We start from the raw sequence: 16,712 nt of genomic DNA, 5'->3' as shown, positions 1-16,712 counted from the left end.
GCGGGCGTCAGCCCACCTGCCCGCCCCAAGTGGCCCGGATCGCGGACGGCCGGAGGGGGGTCGGAGGGCGTTCGGAGACCGGCCGGAGGGCAGCTGGAGGGCGGCTTGAGGACCGCTGGAGAACGATTGGACAAGAGTCGGAGGGCGGTCGCAGGACGGCTCGGAGGGGCGTCCGAGGCTGGTGGGAGGGGTGCTGCACGTCCGGTCCGAGGGCCGTCGGAGTGCCTCGGGTGGGGTTCCCGAGGCGGTCCGAAGGGGCCTTCCCCGCCGCGCCACGGTTCGTCCGGCGTGCCGGTGGGGCACTATGACGGAGTGGCAGCCGCACGGTCTCCCGCACGATCCGAAGATCATGCCGGACCGCTCCGCCGAGCGGGCCGGTCGGTCGGCCGCGCCCTGCACCTGCCCTTCACGGGGACGGCCAAGGGCATCAGGAAGGCCACCCACGCGCACGGCGCGGGCGAGTCGGGGCTCGGCAAGCTGATCGAGCTGCACGCCGTGAACGGCGCCGGGGACGTCATGATCACCGTCGCCCTCGCGTCCACCGTCTTCTTCTCCGTGCCGACCGACGAGGCCCGCGGCCGCGTCGCCCTGTACCTCGCCATCACGATGGCCCCCTTCACCCTCCTCGCCCCGGTGATCGGTCCGCTCCTGGACCGCATCCCGCACGGGCGGCGGGCGGCGATGGCCGGCGCGATGCTGACCCGCGCGGTCCTCGCGATCATGATGTCGGCGGTGGTCGCCACCGGCGGCATCGAGCTGTATCCGGCGGCGCTCGGGGTCCTGGTGGCCTCGAAGGCGTACGGGGTGGTGCGCAGCGCGGTCGTGCCGCGGCTCCTGCCACCGGGGTTCTCACTCGTGAAGGCGAACTCCCGGGTCACCCTGGCCGGGCTGCTCGCGACCGGGATCGCCGCGCCCGTCGGGGCGGGGCTGCAGATGGTCGGGCCGCCGTATCCCTTGTACGGGGCGTGCGCGCTGTTCCTGCTGGGGGCGTTCTGGGCGCTGCGGATGCCGCCCAAGGTGGACTCGGCGAAGGGCGAGCGGCGGGCGCACCTGCTGACGCACGGCGAGAAGAAACCCAGTCTGCGGACGGTCGGCCCCTCGGTGCTGCACGGCCTCCAGGCGAACGCCGCCCAGCGCATGCTGTCGGGCTTCCTGATCTTCTTCCTGGCGTTCCTGCTGCGCGAGCACCCGCTGTCGGGGCAGAGCGCCGCCGTGTCGCTGGGGATCGTGGGCGTGGCGGCGGGCGTGGGCAACGCGTGCGGCACGGCCGTCGGCTCGCTGCTCCGGGAACGGGGCCACGGCCCCGAGGTGATCATCGCCACCATGATCAGCGTGGTCTGCGGTACGGCGATCTGCGCGGCGGTGTTCTTCGGCGGGGTGATGGTGGCCGTCCTGGGCGCGGTCGCGGGCCTCACGCAGGCCCTGTCGAAGCTGTCCCTCGACGCGCTGATCCAGCGGGACGTGCCGGAGGTCGTGCGGACCTCGGCGTTCGCGCGCTCCGAGACGGCCCTGCAGATGGCGTGGGTGGTGGGCGGCGCGATCGGCATCGCCCTGCCGCTGAACGGCGCCCTGGGGATGGCCGTGGCGGCCGGGTTCCTGGGCGTGGGCGCGCTGCTCGCGGTCCGCGGCCTCCTCGCGGAGGCCCGGCGCAGGCCCGGTTCCAAGGGCCGCCCGAAGACCCCGGTGGCCTGAGGCCTCTCGTTCGGACCGGGTACGGATCCGTACCGGAAGGCGGCACGCCGTACCCCGGCGTGGCGCGGGCGCGGCGGCCCGATAGCCTTCGGCTCATGACCGTTGCGTTCTTCTCCGGCTCGGGCCGCCGGGCCGCCGTCGCCCTCGGGGCCGTCTCCGCCGGGCTCCTCGTTCTCTCCGCCTGCGACAAGCCGACTCCGCTCGCGACCGTGACGGTCGGGACCGACTCGATCCACTCCGAGGCCGCCTGCTACAACGACGGCGACGCCATCAAGGAGTCGCAGATCCAGCAGTGCCTCAACAAGAAGGCCGAAAAGACCATCACCGTCGCGATGGACGACAAGGTCCGCTTCGGGGTCGACCCCGAGATCGCGGACAACGGCTGGACGATCTTCCTCGGCGGCCAGCAGGCCGAGCCGGAGCCGTACAAGAAGACGTACCGGACCATTCCGGCCAGCGCCTTCTTCTCCAGCCAGGGCGGCGAGGCCACCGACAAGACCCAGGTGACCATCGTCGAGAACACCGGCAAGAAGCTGACCGGTGTCTGGCACTTCCAGCTGAAGAAGGAATCCTGATCCTCCGGTGCTCCACCGGATCCTGATCGTGACGGCCGTGGCGGCGGAGGCGGACTCCGTCTCCGCCGGCCTCGGCCTCGGCGGCCAGGAGCTCGTCCCGCTGCCGGGCGGCTTCGTCCTGCGCCGCCACACGGACGGGTCGGCGCCGGCCGGTCGCGCCGGCGTGCTCGTCGACGTGCTCGTCGGCGGGGTCGGTCCCGCGGCCGTCGCCGCCGCGACGGGAACGGCACTCGCGTACGCCTCGCTGACGGAAGCGGGCGCCGGCACCCCCTACGACCTGATCGTCTCCGCCGGGATCGCCGGCGGATTCGTCCCCCTCGCGCCGATCGGGTCGGTCGTCGTCTCGGCGTCCGTCGTCGCCGCCGACCTCGGCGCCCAGACCCCCGACGGCTACCTCACCGTCGAGGAACTCGGCTTCGGCCGGTCCGCGCACGCCGTGCCGGAGGCCCTGACCGGCCGTATCGCCGCCGCCCTCACCGCCGGGGGCCGGGCGCACACCGTCGGGCCCGTCCTCACCGTCTCGACCGTCACCGGCACCGCCGGACGCGCCGCCGAACTCGCGGCACGCCATCCCGGAGCCGCCGCCGAGGCGATGGAGGGCTTCGGCGTCGCCGAGGCCGCCGCCGCGTACGGCGTCCCCGCCGTCGAGATCCGCGCCGTGTCGAACGCCGTCGGCCCCCGCGACCGCGCCGCCTGGCGCATCGGCGAGGCCCTGGAATCGCTCGGGCACGCCTTCGGGCTGCTCGGCAAGACCGTCTTCGTGGACCTTGACCCGTCGTGACCAAGCTGGAGCTGGAGCCGTCGTGACCAAGCTGAAGATCGCCTACTCGCCCTGCCCGAACGACACCTTCGTCTTCGACGCCTGGGCCCACGGCCGCGTCCCCGGGGCGCCCCGGCTCGACGTGACCTTCGCGGACATCGACGTCACCAACGGCTGGGCGGAGGGCGGTGACGACGACCACGACGTCCTCAAGGTGTCGTACGCCGTGCTGCCGTGGATCCTCGACGAGTACGCGCTGCTGCCCTGCGGCGGCGCCCTGGGCCGCGGCTGCGGGCCGCTGGTCCTCACGCGCGAGGACGGCACCGGGGCCGATCTCGCGGGGAAGACGGTCGCGGTGCCGAGCGAGCGGTCCACCGCGTACCTGCTGTTCCGGCTGTGGGCGGCCGAGAGCGTGCCGGGCGGGGTCGGGAACGTCGTCGTGATGCCGTTCCACGAGATCATGCCCGCCGTACGCGACGGGAAGGTCGACGCGGGGCTCGTCATCCACGAGGCCCGCTTCACGTACCGGGAGTACGGACTGCACTGCCTCGCCGACATGGGCGAGCACTGGGAGTCCACGACCGGGCTGCCGATCCCGCTCGGCGCGATCGTCGCCCGCCGCTCGCTGGGCGCCGAGACCCTCGAGCGGCTCGCCGAGGCCGCCCGCGCCTCGGTACGGATGGCCTGGGACGACCCGTCGGTCTCCCGCCCGTACGTCCTGGAGCACGCGCAGGAGATGGACCCGAAGGTGGCCGACCAGCACATCGGCCTCTACGTCAACGAGTTCACGGCCGACCTCGGCGAGCACGGCTACGCGGCGGTCCGCGGGCTGCTCACCCGCGCCGCGGCCGAGGGACTCGTACCGCCCCTCGGCCCGGACGCGCTGTCGTTCCCCTGAACCTTCCGGACTACACGTCGAGCTGGTCGGCGACCGCGCGCAGCAGGCCGGCGATCTTCTTGCCCTGGGTCTTCTCCGGGTAGCGGCCCCGTTCCAGGGCCGGTGTGATGTTCTCCAGGAGCGTCGTCAGGTCCTGCACGATGGACGCCAGTTCGTCGGGCTTGCGGCGCTGGGCCGCGGCGACGGACGGGGTCGGGTCGAGGATCGTGACGGTGAGCGCCTGGTCGCCGCGCTGACCGGCGACGACCCCGAACTCCACCCGCTGCCCCGGCTTCAGTGCGTCGACTCCGGCAGGGAGCACCGACGAGTGGACGAAGACGTCGCCGCCGTCGTCACGGGAGAGAAAGCCGAAGCCCTTCTCGGGGTTGAACCATTTGACCTTGCCGGTAGGCACGTCTGTCCTCGTCCTCGTACTCGTCGTCGGGTATGGCGAACAGCGGGTCCACCGACCCGCCGGCACCAAGGCTAATGGCCCGGAGGCCGGTGACAAGACGGTGCCGGTGTGTTCCTGTGGCCTGGGAACTACCCTGGCTGGATGCGTAGTGAAACCCCTGCCGCACCGGCGAACGACAGCGCTCCGGGTGACGGCCTCGTCAAGGCCGGTGTCGTCCTCTTCGCCGTCGGCGCGGTGGCGACGCTGGTCACCGTGGCTCCGCTGTTCCTCGGCACCGACCCGTTCCCCACCGTCGCGTACACCGTCTCCATGCTGATGGGCGTCGGATTCCTCGTCGCCGGCGCCGGTGTGCTGCGGGCCATCGCCGCGCAGCGGCGGCAGGCCAAGGCCGGGGCCGCCGCACCGGTTCAGGCCAGGTAGCCCTCCCACCAGGGACGGAAGTCCGTCAGGTCAGGCAGGACCACGTCCGCGCCGGCCTCCTTCAGCTCCTCGGCGGCGCAGGGGCCGGTCGCCACGGCCACCGACAGGGCGCCCGCCGTCATGGCGCCGCGGACGTCCCCGACGTGGTCCCCGACGTACACCCGGGCGCCGTGGGCGCGCAGGGCCTCCGCCTTGCCCTCGGCCCACAGGCCGCCCGCGACGGCGTCCGGGGTGATGCCGAGGTGCGCGAGGTGCAGCTCGGCGTGCGGGCCGTTCTTCGCGGTGACGACGATGGTGCGCCCGCCGGCCTCGCGTACCGCCTCGATCGCGTCCCGGGCGCCCGGCATCGGGTGCGAGGGCTCGATCGCGTACGTCGGGTAGAGCGCCCGGTAGCGGGCCACCATCTCCGTGACGTGCTCCTCGGGGAACCAGTACGCCATCTCGTGTTCGAGGGGCGGGCCGAGGCGGGTGACGACGAGGTCCGCGTCGATCTCGGCGCCGGTCTCGGCGGCGAAGGCCTGCCAGGCCGCCCTGATGCCGGGGCGGGTGTCGATCAGCGTCAGGTCGAGGTCGAAGCCGACGGTGAGCGGGGAGCCGGGGGCGGGCGGGGGCGTGGGGGCGGCGGGCGTGGCGGGCGTGGTCGTCATGCACTCATTCTGGGGGACCTCCGGGTCGGGTGTTCGAATCTCGGTGCTGCTTACACTGAGCCAAGCCTTACCGAACCCCGCACTCCCGACGTACCACCGCCGCACCCCCGACGCACCACCCGATGGGTCCTGATGCCAGCCGCTTTCCGTACCAGACGGGTCCTCGCGACCTCGGCGGCTGTCGTCGCCCTGCTCCTCGCCGTCCTCCTCAGCCTCGCCGTCGGCGCCCGCGCCATCGCCCCGTCCACGGTGTTCGACGCCCTGCTGCACGGCGGTACGAGCCCCGACGCCGAGGTCGTACGGCAGCTGCGCGTCCCCCGCACGCTCATCGGGCTGATGGTCGGTGCCGCCCTCGCGCTCGCCGGCACCGCCCTCCAGGGCATCACCCGCAACCCGATCGCCGACCCCGGCATCCTCGGCATCAGCCAGGGCTCCTCCGTCGGCGTCGTCCTCGCCATCGCCTTCTTCGGGGTGCACAGCCTCACCGGCTACGTGTGGTTCGCCTTCGCCGGAGCCGCGCTCGCCGCGGTCGCCGTCCACGCCGTCGCCTCCGGCGGACGCGGCGGCGCCACCCCCGTGAAGCTGGCGCTCGGCGGCGCCGCGATCAACGCGCTGCTGCTCTCCGTCACCACCGGCATCCTCACCACCAGGGCCTCCGCCCTCGACGAGTTCCGGTTCTGGCAGATCGGCTCGCTCGACGGCCGCGACACCCAGATCGTCGGCCAGATCTGGCCCTTCCTGCTGCTCGGCGCGGTCCTCGTCGTCTCCGTGGCCCGCGGGCTCGACGCGCTCGCGCTCGGCGAGGACGTCGCCAAGGGGCTCGGGCAGCGCGTCGCGACCGTACGGATCGTCGGCGGGATCGGCGCGACCGTCCTCACCGGCGCGGCCGTCGCCGCCGCGGGACCCGTCGCCTTCGTCGGCCTCGCCGTCCCCCACATCGCACGGGCCATCGTCGGCTCCGACCACCGCTGGGTCCTGCCGATGGCCGCCGTCATCGGCCCGGTGATGCTGCTCGTCGCCGACGTCGCCGGACGGATCGTGTTCCCGCCGGGCGAGGTACCGGCCGGAGTGATGACCGCCCTGATCGGCGTGCCGTTCCTGGTCACGCTCGTACGCCGGAAGGCGGTGCCCGCGTGACCACCGTGAACCTGAGGCCCGCGGGCTACGGGATCGTCCGCGCCGGACGCGCCTCCTTCCTGCTCCACCGGCGCTCCGCCCTCGTCGCCGTGGGCCTGCTGCTCCTGCTCGCCGCGGCCTCCGTCGCCTACCTCTGCGTCGGCGAACGGTTCGTCGGCCCCACCGAGGTCGTACGGATCCTGCTCGGGCAGCCGTCGCCCTCCACGTTCGTCGTCGAGGAACTCCGCGAGCCCCGGCTCGTCGTCGCCCTCGCCGTCGGCGCCGCCTTCGGGATCGCCGGCGCGCTCATCCAGACCGTCGCCCGCAACCCGCTCGCCAGCCCCGACATCATCGGCATCAGCCAGGGCGCCGGAGCCGTCACCGTCGCCGCGATGACCTTCGGCCTCACCTCGTACACCGTCCTGCCGTACCTCTCGATCGCCGGCGGCGTCCTCGCCGCCGCGCTCGTGTACGTCTTCGCCTGGCGCGGCGGACTGCACGCCACCCGCTTCGTCCTCATCGGCATCGGCTTCGCCATCGCCCTGCGGTCCCTCACCACCCTCTTCATGACCAAGGGCGACTACCTCGTCGCCCAGCAGGCCCAGATCTGGATGACCGGCTCCCTCAACGGGCGCGGCTGGGACGAGTCCGCGCCCATCCGCTGGACGCTGCTCCTCATGCTGCCCGCCGTGCTGTGGGCGGCCCGCGCCCAGCGGACCGTGTCCCTCGACGACGACACGGCGACCGCGCTCGGCGTACGCCTCGGCGGCGTCCGGCTCGGGCTCGTCGCCGTCGGCGTCGTCCTCGCGTCCGTCGCGACCGGCGTCGCGGGGCCCGTCGACTTCGTGGCGCTCCTCGCCCCGCAGATCGCCCGGCGCATGACCAGGACCGCGCAGATCCCGCTGCTCTGCTCCGCGCTGACCGGCGCCGCGGTCGTCGTCCTCGCCGACCTGCTCGGCAGGCGGCTCCTCTCCCCCGTCGAACTGCCGGTGGGAGTCCTCACGGCGGCGGTCGGCGCCCCGTATCTGATCTGGCTCATCGTCCGGAGCCGTACCGCATCCGCAGGAGGCAAGGCGTGAGCAGGCTGACCGCGCGCGAGCTGACGCTCGCCTACGAGGACCGCACCGTCGTCCACGAACTCGACCTCGCGATCCCCGACGGCAAGGTGACCGTGATCGTCGGCCCCAACGCCTGCGGCAAGTCCACCACCCTGCGGGCGCTCGGCCGGCTCCTCAAGCCGGCCGGCGGCGCGGTGCTCCTCGACGGCGAGGAACTCGCGAAGCTCCCCACGAAGCGCATCGCCCGCTCCATCGGACTGCTGCCGCAGACGCCGGTGGCGCCCGAGGCGATCACCGTCGCCGACCTGGTCTCGCGCGGCCGGCAGCCGCACCAGGCCTGGTGGAAGCAGTGGTCCGAGGAGGACGAGCGGGCCGTCTCCGACGCCATGGAACGCACGGACGTCGCCGCGCTCGCCGACCGGTCCGTCGACGCGCTCTCCGGCGGGCAGCGGCAGCGGGTGTGGATCGCGATGGCCCTCGCGCAGGAGACCGACCTGCTGCTCCTCGACGAGCCCACCACCTACCTGGACATCTCCCACCAGGTGGAGGTCCTCGACCTGGTCCGCCGCCTGAACCGGCTGCGCGGCCGCACGGTCGTCCTGGTCCTCCACGACCTGAACCAGGCCGCCCGGTACGCCGACCACCTGGTCGCCATGAAGGCGGGCCGGGTGGTCGCGGAGGGCCCGCCGGGCGAGATCGTGACGGAGGAACTCGTACGGGACGTGTTCGGCCTGACGTCGGTCGTCGTCCCGGACCCGGTGACGGGTTCGCCCCTGGTGGTACCGGGGGCTCCGTGGCGCCCGGACACGGAGGAGGACGGGGAGCCGGAGCCGGACGCGAGCCTGTCGAAGCCGCTGCGGGGCTGATACGTCAGTGTCTGCGGGATCGCCACAGGAGGAACAGGGCCGAGGTGATGGCCGCGCCTCTGAGGACCCACGGCCAGGTTTCCGAGATCGCTGCTCCCAGCGCCTCCCCGCCCGCCGCCACCTCCGCTCCCCAGCGGCCCTCCACGCGGCCCCACAGCCAGACCGCTCCCGACGCGGCGGCCGCGCCCGGGATCACCAGGACGGCGGCCTTGATCTCGCCCGGGGTCAGGCGGCGGGAGCCGTACGCGAGGAGCCAGCCCGCGGCCAGGGCGATCAGTGAGCTGAAGGCCGCCCCGCCGAGCAGCAGCAGCGCGGCGAGCAGGACGAAGGGGTTCGCGAGGCGGGGGCGGGGGGCCGGTGCCGTCTCCGGTTCCGCCGTCGGTTCCGCTGTCGCCTCCGCCTCCGGGCTGCGGCGGCGGAGGATTCGGGCCAGGCGGCGGCGCTTGCCGAGGGCGGGCTCCGGCTTCCTGTCCTCCTCGTCCTCCTCGTCGTGTTCCGGGGGCGGCGGACTGAAGAGGTCCGGGCGTTCCAGGCCTCCTACGAAGCCCAGGACGCCGTCGGCGTCGTCGGTGTCGTCGGCACGCCACCAGTCGGTGACACGGCTTTCGTCGGAGGGGGCCGGGACAGGCTCGTCGCCCTTGCGGGGCTCCGGTACCAGGGCCGAGGCGCCCGGGTCCGCCCGTTCCACCACCTCGTCCGGCGTGCCCAGGGCGCCGAGGATGCCGCGTACCGCCGACGGGCTCTCCTCGCCGTGCGTGGCGCGGCGGCGGTCGATCTCGTCGCGGAGTGTCGACACCAGCTTCATCCGGTCGCTCGCCGGCAGTTGCCGCTGCTGTGCCAGATCGCCGACCCGGCTCAGATAGTCGTAGACCAACTGGTCGCTCTCGATCCCCACGGTGCCCCTCCACGGCCGGTTCGCCCGGTACGGCCCGACGTTAGCGCCTGCGCAGCGGCTAACGTGGTGCGGATGGGGATCGGTGAGCTCGACCGGGAGGCGCACGTGCCCGAGGGAACTGGCGCCGCCGCGGCGCCCCGCACACTCGCGGAGGCGCTGCGCGCGCGGGGCGACGAGGGGCTCGCCGCGCTGCTGCGGGCCCGGCCGGACCTGCTGAGTCCCGTACCGAACGACCTGACGCAGCTGGCGACCCGTGCCGGTACGCGGGGTTCCGTGGTGCGGGCCATCGAGCGGCTGGACCGGTTCGCGCTCCAGACGGCCGAAGCGCTGGCCGTCGCCCCGGACCCGGCCCCGTACCCCGTACTCCTGGCGCTGCTCACCGGCGACGACGGTGATCCGGAGATCGAGGCGGCGCTGCCGGGCGCGTTGGCGCTGCTGCGTGAGCAGGCGCTCGTGTGGGGCGAGGACGAGCGCCTGAAGCTGGTGCGGACCGCCCGGGAGATCCTTGCGCCTTCGGCGCAGCATCCGTCGCCGACGGGTCTGGGACCGACGGTCGCGGAGGCCACGTCGGGGATGTCGCCGGGCCGGGTGCAGGAGATCATCGCGGCGGCGGGGCTGCCCGCGACGCACGATCCGGTGTCGGCGGTGGCGGCGCTGGCGGGACTGTTCACGGACCGGGACCGCATGGGCGCGCTGCTCGATTCGGCGTCCCCCGAGGCGCTGGGAGTCCTGGACCGGCTGGTGTGGGGCCCGCCGTACGGGGAGGTGTCGGCGAATCCGGCGCCTCCGGTGCGTTGGCTGCGTGACCGGGGGCTGCTGCTTCCGGTGTCGGCGCGGACGATGGTGCTGCCGCGCGAGGTGGCGCTGCATCTGCGGGGCGGGCGGGCGCACCGGGCGCCGGAGCCGCTGCCGCCGGAGCTGGGGGTGCTGCGCGAGTACCGTCCACAGGTGGTGGACAGTGCGGCGGCCGGGCAGGCGCACGTGACGCTCGCGACGGTCGAGGAGCTCTTGAAGTCCTGGGACCGGGGCGGCCCGCAGGTGCTGCGCGCGGGCGGGCTCGCGGTGCGGGACCTGAAGCGGACGGCGGCGGCGCTCGACGTCACGGAGGAGACGGCCGCGTTCTGGCTGGAGCTCTGTTACGGGGCGGGGCTGCTCGCGTCGGACGGCGAGGCGGACGAGCGGTACGCGCCGACGCCCGCCTACGACCACTGGCTGGACCTGCCGCCCGCGGAACGCTGGGCGCTGCTCGTGACCCCGTGGCTGACGTCGACCCGTACGCCGGGTCTGGTCGGCGGCCAGGACACGAAGGGCCGTACGCTCGCCGCCCTCGGACCCGACCTGGACCGGGCGCCGGCGCCGGAGGTCCGGCATCGGGTGCTCGAACTGCTCGCGACGCTGCCGCCGGGTGCGGCCGCCGACCCGGAGACGCTGTTCGCGCGGCTCCGCTGGGAGCGGCCGCTGCGGGGCGCGGCGGCGGCACAGGCCGGTGACGGGAAGCCGGGTGAGGACAAGCACGGTGACGGGAGACCGGACGGGCGGCCGGACGGGAGATCGGACGGGAGATCGGACGGGCGGCCCGCTGGAGCGACCGACCTGCGGTCCCGGCTGGCCCGCTGGACGCTCGCCGAGGCGGAACTCCTCGGGCTCACGGGGCGGGGCGCCCTGTCGGGCCCGGCGCGGGCCCTGCTCAACCTGCCGCTGGCCGAGGCCGCGAGCCCGGCCGACCACGGCGGCGGTGTCGAACCTTCGGTGGCCGCCGGGCGGGCCGCGACCCTGCTCGCGCCGCTGCTTCCCGAGGCCGTGGACCACGTCCTCCTCCAGGCGGACCTGACGGCGGTCGCGCCGGGGCCGCTGCGGCGCCCGCTGGCCGACGCGCTCGCCGTGCTCGCGGACGTGGAATCGAAGGGTGGCGCCACCGTCTACCGGTTCACGCCGGGGTCGGTGCGGCGGGCCCTCGACGCCGGGCAGACCGCCTCTGACCTGCACGAATTCCTGAAGGCGCACTCCCGTACGCCGGTCCCGCAGCCGCTCGCCTACCTCATCGACGACGTGGCGAGACGCCACGGCCATCTGCGGGTCGGGGCGGCGTCGGCGTACGTGCGCTGCGACGACGACGCCGTCCTCGGCGAGATCCTCGCGGACCGGCGGTCGGCCGCGCTGGGGCTGCGGAGGATCGCGCCGACGGTCCTGGCGGCGCAGGCGGACCCGGCGTCGCTGCTCGACGGGCTGCGGTCGATGGGATACGCGCCGGCCGCCGAGTCGGCGGAGGGCGACGTCCTGATCACCCGCACCGACGCGTACCGCACGCCGGCGCGCACGGCCCCCGTCCCGGTCCCGGACGGGCCGCCCGCGCCCGACGCGACGCTGCTCGGCGCGGCGGTGCGCGCGATCCGGGCGGGCGACCGGGCTGCGACGGCGGTACGGAAGGAACCGGCGGCCGCCCCGGCGGCGGCGGGCACCCTCCCGCGCACGTCGGCGGCGGAGACGCTCGCCACCGTCCAGGCCGCGGCGATGACGGGCTCGGCGGTGTGGATCGGCTACGTCAACGCGGAGGGCGCGGCGAGCCAGCGGGTCATCGCCCCGGTCCGCGTGGAGGGCGGCTTCGTGACGGGCTACGACCACACGGCCGACGAGGTCCGCACGTACCCGCTGCACCGCATCACGGGCGTCGCGGAACTGGCGGACGAGCAGGTGTAGCGCCCCCACCGGCAGCGGCCCCCATCAGGCACACTGGAGGATTGGCCGTTACGGGAACGGCACGGTGTCGGAAGGACCTGATCACGTGAGTGGACCGCTCATCGTCCAGAGTGACAAGACCCTGCTCCTGGAGGTCGATCACGAGCTCGCCGATGCCTGCCGGCGGGCCATCGCGCCGTTCGCGGAGCTGGAGCGGGCGCCGGAGCACATCCACACGTACCGGCTGACGCCGCTCGGGCTCTGGAACGCGCGGGCCGCGGGCCACGACGCCGAGCAGGTCGTCGACGCGCTCGTCGAGTACTCGCGCTATCCCGTGCCGCACGCGCTGCTCGTCGACATCGCCGAGACCATGGCCCGGTACGGGCGGCTGACGCTGTCCAAGCACCCCACCCACGGGCTCGTCCTGACCAGCACCGACCGGCCGGTCCTGGAGGAGATCCTGCGGTCGCGGAAGGTGCAGCCGCTGGTCGGGGACCGGATCGACGCCGACACCGTCGCCGTGCACCCCTCCGAACGCGGCCAGATCAAGCAGACGCTGCTGAAGCTGGGCTGGCCCGCCGAGGACCTCGCCGGGTACGTGGACGGCGAGGCGCACCGGATCGACCTGGCCGAGGACGGCTGGGCCCTGCGCCCGTACCAGAAGCAGGCCGTCGAGGGGTTCTGGCACGGCGGTTCCGGCGTGGTCGTCCTGCCCTGTGGCGCGGGGAAGACGCTGGTCGGGGCGGGAGCCATGGCGCAGGCCAAGGCGACCACGCTGATCCTCGTCACCAACACCGTGTCCGCCCGGCAGTGGAAGAGCGAGCTGGTGAAGCGAACCTCGCTGACCGAGGACGAGATCGGCGAGTACAGCGGGACGAAGAAGGAGATCCGGCCGGTCACCATCGCCACGTACCAGGTGCTGACGACCAGGCGGAAGGGCGTCTACCCGCACCTGGAGCTGTTCGACTCCCGCGACTGGGGCCTCATCGTCTACGACGAGGTGCACCTGCTGCCCGCGCCCGTCTTCAAGTTCACCGCCGATCTGCAGGCCCGGCGGCGGCTCGGTCTCACCGCGACCCTGGTGCGCGAGGACGGCCGCGAGTCGGACGTGTTCTCGCTGATCGGGCCCAAGCGGTTCGACGCGCCGTGGAAGGAGATCGAGGCGCAGGGGTACATCGCGCCCGCCGACTGCGTCGAGGTCCGGGTCAACCTCACCGACTCGGAGCGGCTCGCGTACGCGACCGCGGAGGCCGAGGAGAAGTACCGCTTCTGCGCGACGACGGCGACGAAGCGGAAGGTCACCGAGGCCCTGGTGAAGAAGTTCGAGGGGCAGCAGATCCTCGTCATCGGTCAGTACATCGACCAGCTCGACGAGCTCGGCGAGCACCTGGACGCGCCCGTCATCAAGGGCGAGACGTCGAACGCGCAGCGGGAGAAGCTCTTCGACGCGTTCCGTACCGGCGAGATCAGCGTGCTCGTGGTGTCGAAGGTCGCGAACTTCTCCATCGACCTGCCGGAGGCGACCGTCGCGATCCAGGTGTCGGGCACGTTCGGGTCGCGGCAGGAGGAGGCGCAGCGCCTCGGCCGGGTGCTGCGGCCGAAGGCGGACGGGCACCAGGCGCACTTCTACTCGGTGGTCGCCCGGGACACCATCGACCAGGACTTCGCGGCGCACCGGCAGCGGTTCCTCGCCGAGCAGGGATACGCGTACCGGATCGTGGACGCGGACGAGCTGCTGGCGCCGTAGCGGTCGGCCGGTCGTTCAGTCCATCAGGGCGAGGAGCGGGCCGGCGACACCCAGGCAGTACTGGGCGGTGACGAGGGCGCGGCGGGGCACGACGAGCGCCGCCACGCCCGCGACGGCTCCGAAGGCCAGTGACCAGAAGCCGGCGGTGATGAGGAAGCCGCCGGATCCGTCGCCTTCGATGGCGTCGGCGAGGGCGATCGAGGCGGTGGCCACCAGGCAGGCGAGGAGGAAGACCAGTCCGCAGGCGGCGGCGAGGCGCAGGTCGAAGGTGTACGGGGCGGACTCGGCTTCGGCGGTCGCGTCCGGAGTGGTCGCGGCCTCGGCGGTCTCGTCCTGGGAAGGCTTCGTCGTCATGTTCCGATCACATCAGGGGCCATGGGGCGCCACCAACCGCTCCCGTACTCAGTCCGGACCGGGCGCGTACTCACGGCGCGGGTTCGCGATGTGCTCCGGGCGGGGGTTCCTCACCCCCGCCTCCGACGGGCCGTAGTCGCCGAGGAGGACGACTCCGGCCGCCGCGCCGCCGAAGGCGCGGATCACGCGGAACGCCGTGCTCAGCGGGCGGACGCGGGGGCGGGGGATCGTGGTCACGAGGGTGAACGTCGTCGCGGTCATGTCTCCATGATGGAATCCGGACATTCCGAACACATCGGCCTGGGGGTGGAACCAGGGTCCCCCTCACGACGGACCTTGCCCCCTACGGGTACGAACGGCCGGAAAGCATTCGCCCCGCGCTCCCCGCCGGAGTTACACTCGCCAGCTTCCCCGCCTCCCTCCGTGGAGAGCCGCCGCCCGGTCGGAAACCGGCGGCCACTCGACGTGTCCGCGTATCCACCTGCCCGGAGGCTTCCCCGTGTCCGACGTGTCCGACGTGTCCGTGTCCGATCCCGATCCGCTCGCGCGCGAGCGCGACCATCTGGCCTCGTCCCGCGCCGCCCTGCGCGCGATGCGCGAGGACGTCGAGGCGCTCGACATCACGAACGTCACGGCGAACTGGGTCAACTCCGTCGTCCTCGGGCGCCAGATCGAGGAGCGCGTCAAGGCGCTCGCCGACCTCTCCCACACCCCGCTGTTCTTCGGACGGCTCGACTACCTGCACACCACGCAGGAGGGGCAGCGCTTCTACATCGGTCGGCGGCACGTCCACGACGCCGTCGGCGACCCGATGGTGATCGACTGGCGCGCGCCGGTCTCGCAGCCGTACTACCAGGCGTCGAAGAAGGACCCGCAGGACGTCGGCCTGCGCCGCCGCTTCGGGTACACGGCCGGCGAGCTCACCGCGTACGAGGACGAGCACCTGTCCGACCCCCAGGAACTGGAGCGGACGAGCCGGCTGCTCCAGGCGGAGATCGAGCGACCCCGTGTCGGACCGATGCGGGACATCGTCGCCACGATCCAGCCGGAGCAGGACGGGATCGTCCGGTCCGGCCTGTCCGGGACCGTGTGCGTGCAGGGCGGTCCCGGCACCGGGAAGACGGCCGTGGGCCTGCACCGCGTCGCGTACCTGCTGTACGCGCACCGGGAGCGGCTCGCCCGCACCGGGACCCTGGTCGTCGGACCGAACCGCTCCTTCCTCCACTACATCGAGCAGGTGCTTCCCGCCCTGGGCGAGCTGGAGGTGAAGCAGGCGACGGTCGACGACCTCGTCGGGCAGGTCGAGGTGCGGGGGACGGACGAGGCGGCGACGGCGGTCGTCAAGGGCGACGCCCGGATGGCGGAAGTGCTGCGCCGGGCCGTGCGCTCCCACATCACGCTGCCGAAGGAACCCCTGATGGTGGTGCGCGGCTCGCGCCGCTGGCGGGTTCCCGCATACGAACTGGATGAGATCGTACGGGAGTTGATGGACCGTGACATCCGGTACGGCGCGGCCCGCGAGGCGCTCCCGCAGCGCATCGCGCACGCCGTCCTGGTCCGGATGGAGCAGGCGGGCGAGGCGCCCGACGACCGGGTGCAGAACACGGTCGCGCGGAACACGGCCGTGAAGGCGGTCGTGAAGGAGTGCTGGCCGCCGGTGGAGCCCGAGAAGCTGGTGCTCCGGCTGCTCGGCGACCCCGAGTTCCTCGCGGAGCACGCCGAGGGACTGCTCACCGAGGACGAACAGAAGCTGCTGCTGTGGGCGAAGCCCGCGCGGAGCGTGAAGACGGCGAAGTGGTCGGCGGCGGACGCGGTCCTCATCGACGAGGCCCGGGACCTGGTGGAGCGGACGCACTCGCTCGGGCACGTGGTCCTCGACGAGGCGCAGGACCTGTCCCCGATGCAGTACCGGGCGGTGGGCCGGCGCTGCACGACCGGTTCGGCGACGATCCTGGGCGACCTGGCGCAGGGCACCACCCCGTGGGCGACGGCGAGCTGGGCGGAGGCGCTCGGGCACCTGGGGAAGCCGGAGGCCGTGGTGGAGGAGCTGACCGCCGGTTTCCGCGTACCGCGCGAGGTGATCGCGTACGCCTCCCGGCTGCTTCCGCACATGTCTCCGGGGCTCGCGGCGGTCGAGTCGGTCCGTGAGAACCCGGGCTCGCTCGCCGTGCGCCGCACGGAGGCGGACACGCTCGACGCGGACGTGGTCGCGGCCTGCGCCGAGGCCCTCGCACACGAGGGCTCGATCGGCCTGATCGCCGCCGACGCGCGGATCGCCCCGCTGGCGGAGGCGCTGACGGCCGCCGGGCTCGCGTACCTCTCCCCCGGCGAGGAGACGACGGCCGAGTCCCGGCTGACGCTGGTCCCGGCGACGCTCGCGAAGGGCCTGGAGTACGACTACGTGGTCCTGGACGAACCGGCGGCGGTCGTCGACGGCGAACCGGACGAGCGCACGGGCCTGCGCCGCCTGTACGTGGCACTGACCCGCGCGGTGTCCGGGCTGACGATCGTTCACGCGGCGCCGCTCCCGCTCCAGTTGGAATCCTGATCGAAGTCGGCGTTGCGGGACCGATGAGTTTCGGTGGAGCCCCCGGTCTTACGTGATAGTTGCCGA

General features: G+C 73.4%; 16 protein-coding genes. 11 read left to right on the top strand and 5 right to left on the bottom strand.

What is annotated here, in order from left to right; all coding sequences use genetic code 11:
* Nucleotides 1-312 precede the first annotated feature (312 nt).
* From IO20_RS0134790 to IO20_RS0134775, 4 genes are all read left to right on the top strand, one after another.
* Entirely contained in the window at nucleotides 313-1,692 is a 1,380-nt protein-coding gene (locus IO20_RS0134790) for an MFS transporter (RefSeq protein ID WP_031127848.1), read from the top strand.
* Nucleotides 1,693-1,787: 95 nt separating this feature from the next.
* Nucleotides 1,788-2,267, top strand: a complete 480-nt coding sequence (locus IO20_RS0134785) for a hypothetical protein (protein ID WP_030550115.1) — start codon at nucleotides 1,788-1,790, stop codon at nucleotides 2,265-2,267.
* Between the two features lie 7 nt (nucleotides 2,268-2,274).
* Nucleotides 2,275-3,048 (top strand): futalosine hydrolase, encoded by a 774-nt coding sequence (locus IO20_RS0134780; RefSeq protein ID WP_030550116.1) that lies wholly within the window; start codon nucleotides 2,275-2,277, stop codon nucleotides 3,046-3,048.
* A gap of 22 nt (nucleotides 3,049-3,070) precedes the next feature.
* Nucleotides 3,071-3,925, top strand: a complete 855-nt coding sequence (locus IO20_RS0134775; RefSeq protein WP_030550117.1) for a 1,4-dihydroxy-6-naphtoate synthase — start codon at nucleotides 3,071-3,073, stop codon at nucleotides 3,923-3,925.
* A 10-nt stretch (nucleotides 3,926-3,935) separates the two neighbouring features.
* Here IO20_RS0134775 and IO20_RS42115 read toward each other — a convergent pair whose 3' ends face one another.
* Nucleotides 3,936-4,319 carry a cold-shock protein gene (locus IO20_RS42115; RefSeq protein ID WP_030550118.1) on the bottom strand — a complete coding sequence of 128 codons (384 nt, stop codon included), beginning with the start codon at nucleotides 4,317-4,319 and terminating at the stop codon, nucleotides 3,936-3,938.
* 141 nt (nucleotides 4,320-4,460) lie between these two features.
* Between IO20_RS42115 and IO20_RS0134765 the strand changes: the two genes are divergently transcribed.
* Nucleotides 4,461-4,739: a membrane protein gene (locus IO20_RS0134765; protein WP_030550119.1), complete on the top strand. Its 279-nt coding sequence runs from the start codon at nucleotides 4,461-4,463 to the stop codon at nucleotides 4,737-4,739.
* On the opposite strand, the gene IO20_RS0134760 is transcribed toward IO20_RS0134765, so the two are convergent.
* Nucleotides 4,727-5,386, bottom strand: coding sequence for an HAD family hydrolase (locus IO20_RS0134760; protein WP_030550120.1), 660 nt, complete (start codon nucleotides 5,384-5,386; stop codon nucleotides 4,727-4,729). The genes IO20_RS0134765 and IO20_RS0134760 overlap by 13 nt on opposite strands.
* 132 nt (nucleotides 5,387-5,518) lie before the next feature.
* On the opposite strand from IO20_RS0134760, the gene IO20_RS0134755 reads away from it, so the two are divergent.
* Genes IO20_RS0134755 through IO20_RS0134745 form a run of 3 tightly spaced genes read left to right on the top strand, consistent with a single transcriptional unit; the run spans nucleotide 5,519 to nucleotide 8,426 of the window.
* Nucleotides 5,519-6,523, top strand: coding sequence for a FecCD family ABC transporter permease (locus IO20_RS0134755; protein ID WP_030550121.1), 1,005 nt, complete (start codon nucleotides 5,519-5,521; stop codon nucleotides 6,521-6,523).
* A complete protein-coding gene (locus IO20_RS0134750) occupies nucleotides 6,520-7,581 on the top strand; it encodes a FecCD family ABC transporter permease (protein WP_030550124.1) in 1,062 nt (353 codons plus the stop codon). Before IO20_RS0134755 ends, IO20_RS0134750 begins: the two co-directional genes overlap by 4 nt.
* Complete coding sequence (locus IO20_RS0134745; RefSeq protein ID WP_031127845.1) at nucleotides 7,578-8,426, top strand: ABC transporter ATP-binding protein; 849 nt, start codon at nucleotides 7,578-7,580, stop codon at nucleotides 8,424-8,426. Before IO20_RS0134750 ends, IO20_RS0134745 begins: the two co-directional genes overlap by 4 nt.
* A gap of 4 nt (nucleotides 8,427-8,430) precedes the next feature.
* Here IO20_RS0134745 and IO20_RS0134740 read toward each other — a convergent pair whose 3' ends face one another.
* Complete coding sequence (locus tag IO20_RS0134740; RefSeq protein WP_030550127.1) at nucleotides 8,431-9,321, bottom strand: hypothetical protein; 891 nt, start codon at nucleotides 9,319-9,321, stop codon at nucleotides 8,431-8,433.
* Nucleotides 9,322-9,393: 72 nt separating this feature from the next.
* Between IO20_RS0134740 and IO20_RS0134735 the strand changes: the two genes are divergently transcribed.
* Complete coding sequence (locus IO20_RS0134735) at nucleotides 9,394-12,018, top strand: helicase C-terminal domain-containing protein (protein ID WP_245685166.1); 2,625 nt, start codon at nucleotides 9,394-9,396, stop codon at nucleotides 12,016-12,018.
* 85 nt (nucleotides 12,019-12,103) lie between these two features.
* Entirely contained in the window at nucleotides 12,104-13,744 is a 1,641-nt protein-coding gene (locus IO20_RS0134730; RefSeq protein WP_030550131.1) for a DNA repair helicase XPB, read from the top strand.
* Nucleotides 13,745-13,759: 15 nt separating this feature from the next.
* Here the strand turns inward: IO20_RS0134730 and IO20_RS0134725 are convergent, their stop codons facing one another.
* Nucleotides 13,760-14,098 (bottom strand): hypothetical protein, encoded by a 339-nt coding sequence (locus IO20_RS0134725; RefSeq protein WP_030550134.1) that lies wholly within the window; start codon nucleotides 14,096-14,098, stop codon nucleotides 13,760-13,762.
* A gap of 48 nt (nucleotides 14,099-14,146) precedes the next feature.
* The gene (locus IO20_RS0134720; RefSeq protein ID WP_030550136.1) at nucleotides 14,147-14,359 is read right to left on the bottom strand and encodes a hypothetical protein; all 213 of its coding nucleotides are present in this window, start codon (nucleotides 14,357-14,359) and stop codon (nucleotides 14,147-14,149) included.
* A 256-nt stretch (nucleotides 14,360-14,615) separates the two neighbouring features.
* On the opposite strand from IO20_RS0134720, the gene IO20_RS0134715 reads away from it, so the two are divergent.
* Nucleotides 14,616-16,646 (top strand): HelD family protein, encoded by a 2,031-nt coding sequence (locus IO20_RS0134715; RefSeq protein WP_030550139.1) that lies wholly within the window; start codon nucleotides 14,616-14,618, stop codon nucleotides 16,644-16,646.
* The last annotated feature ends 66 nt before the right edge of the window (nucleotides 16,647-16,712 follow it).

The sequence above is a fragment of the Streptomyces exfoliatus genome (assembly GCF_000725545.1).
In the GTDB taxonomy this organism is placed as follows: Bacteria; Actinomycetota; Actinomycetes; order Streptomycetales; family Streptomycetaceae; genus Streptomyces; species Streptomyces exfoliatus.
The sequence above is the reverse complement of the archived record's forward strand: the minus strand, read 5'-3'. Positions and strand labels throughout refer to the sequence as shown.

Coding starts and splice junctions, on each gene's coding strand:
- IO20_RS0134720 (WP_030550136.1), bottom strand. CDS start 14,359: ATGACCGCGACGACGTTCACCCTCGTGACCACGATCCCCCGCCCCCGC.
- IO20_RS0134725 (WP_030550134.1), bottom strand. CDS start 14,098: ATGACGACGAAGCCTTCCCAGGACGAGACCGCCGAGGCCGCGACCACT.
- IO20_RS0134765 (WP_030550119.1), top strand. CDS start 4,461: ATGCGTAGTGAAACCCCTGCCGCACCGGCGAACGACAGCGCTCCGGGT.
- IO20_RS0134785 (WP_030550115.1), top strand. CDS start 1,788: ATGACCGTTGCGTTCTTCTCCGGCTCGGGCCGCCGGGCCGCCGTCGCC.
- IO20_RS0134760 (WP_030550120.1), bottom strand. CDS start 5,386: ATGACGACCACGCCCGCCACGCCCGCCGCCCCCACGCCCCCGCCCGCC.
- IO20_RS0134755 (WP_030550121.1), top strand. CDS start 5,519: ATGCCAGCCGCTTTCCGTACCAGACGGGTCCTCGCGACCTCGGCGGCT.
- IO20_RS0134735 (WP_245685166.1), top strand. CDS start 9,394: ATGGGGATCGGTGAGCTCGACCGGGAGGCGCACGTGCCCGAGGGAACT.